Origin of the sequence: Synechococcus sp. N19 (genome assembly GCF_900474045.1) — a bacterium.
Classification (GTDB): Bacteria; Cyanobacteriota; Cyanobacteriia; order PCC-6307; family Cyanobiaceae; genus Parasynechococcus.
The window spans coordinates 1-1,195 of record NZ_UCNR01000017.1; the positions used below are offsets into that span (position 1 = coordinate 1).

The following is a 1,195-nucleotide window of genomic DNA, read 5'->3' on the forward strand; positions in this document are numbered from 1 at the left end:
GGGGAGAAGCAACTATGTGGTTTGCATTTCAGGTTTCCACGGTGTTTGGCGTTTCAGGATGATGTTTGCGGCCTCGATGAGCTTTCGCATAACGGCGACATTGACGAGCTTGGGCGGTTTTCCGGCGTCCTTAAGGCGCGCTGCGAAGCTGGCGAATGTCTGGCTGTTGCGCTTGGCCGTCAGGGCCGCGATGTAGAGGAAGCGCCGGGGGCGTTCGCGGCCACCGCTTATTCTTCGGCTTCCCTTCTGCGATCCGCTGTCGCGGTCGAAGGGCGCAACGCCGATCAGGGACGCAGCCTGGCCCCGGCTCAGATCGCCCAGTTCCGGCATGCGCACCACCAGCACGGCGGCCACGACTTCCCCCACGCCAGGCAGGGAGCGCAGCAGCTCGTAGCGCTGGCACAGCTCCGGGCAGATGCGGATCCGCGCCAGGATGTCACCCAGAATGCGGGTCTTGCTGTCCTTGCAGTGCCGTATCAGCACTTCATAGTGCCGCTTGAGCGCGTCCAGATGGACATGTTCGCAGGCGGTCTTCAGCCGGGCGATCTGGTCGGTGACCTGCTCGTAGGCGGTGAGCCATTCTGCCAGTTCCAGCAAGGCCGGGCTGGGCGGACGGGACGTGGTTGTTGTGCGGGCCGTGATCGCGGCGATCACCAGGGCATCGATCCGGTCATTCTTGGCGCGCACGCGCTGCAGGCGTGCGAACAGGCGAACTTCCAGCGGCTGGTGCCGGATCACGGTAAAGCCGGATGACTGCAAGTGCTGCATGAGCTGGCGCTCATACCCTCCCGTCGCTTCCAGACCAACCCGGGTAACGCCTTGCGATCGAAGCCAGTCGCCCAAGGCCCGAAAGCCGGCCTCGTCATGCTCGAACCGCCGGACCTCACCGGACCCCAAAAGCCCGACGTCCAGATGCGCCTTGGCCACATCGATCCCGGCCACACTTGTGCTATCTTCCAGCTGTCTCATCGACCCATCCTTGTGCTTGCGGACCTTAAAGTCCCTGCAACTATCCGGGTCAGTGAAACGGCGGCGGTGGTCCAGCTTCTCCGCGGGTTCAAGAGCCCAAGGTGCCCACGACCCGTCCGACGCCAAGCCTGTCTGGCGGTGGTGCGCCAGACAGGCTGTCCCGGAAGACAGCCCAATCTATCAGCTCAGTCACATACAAGGTGCCCGCAGGGCGGATGAGGGGCGC

General features: G+C 63.8%; 1 protein-coding gene. It reads right to left on the reverse strand.

Features of this window, described 5'->3' with window-relative positions:
• Positions 1-12: 12 nt before the first annotated feature.
• Positions 13-942, reverse strand: coding sequence for an IS110 family transposase (locus DXY02_RS10920; RefSeq protein ID WP_206749644.1), 930 nt, complete (start codon positions 940-942; stop codon positions 13-15).
• Between the last annotated feature and the right edge of the window lie 253 nt (positions 943-1,195).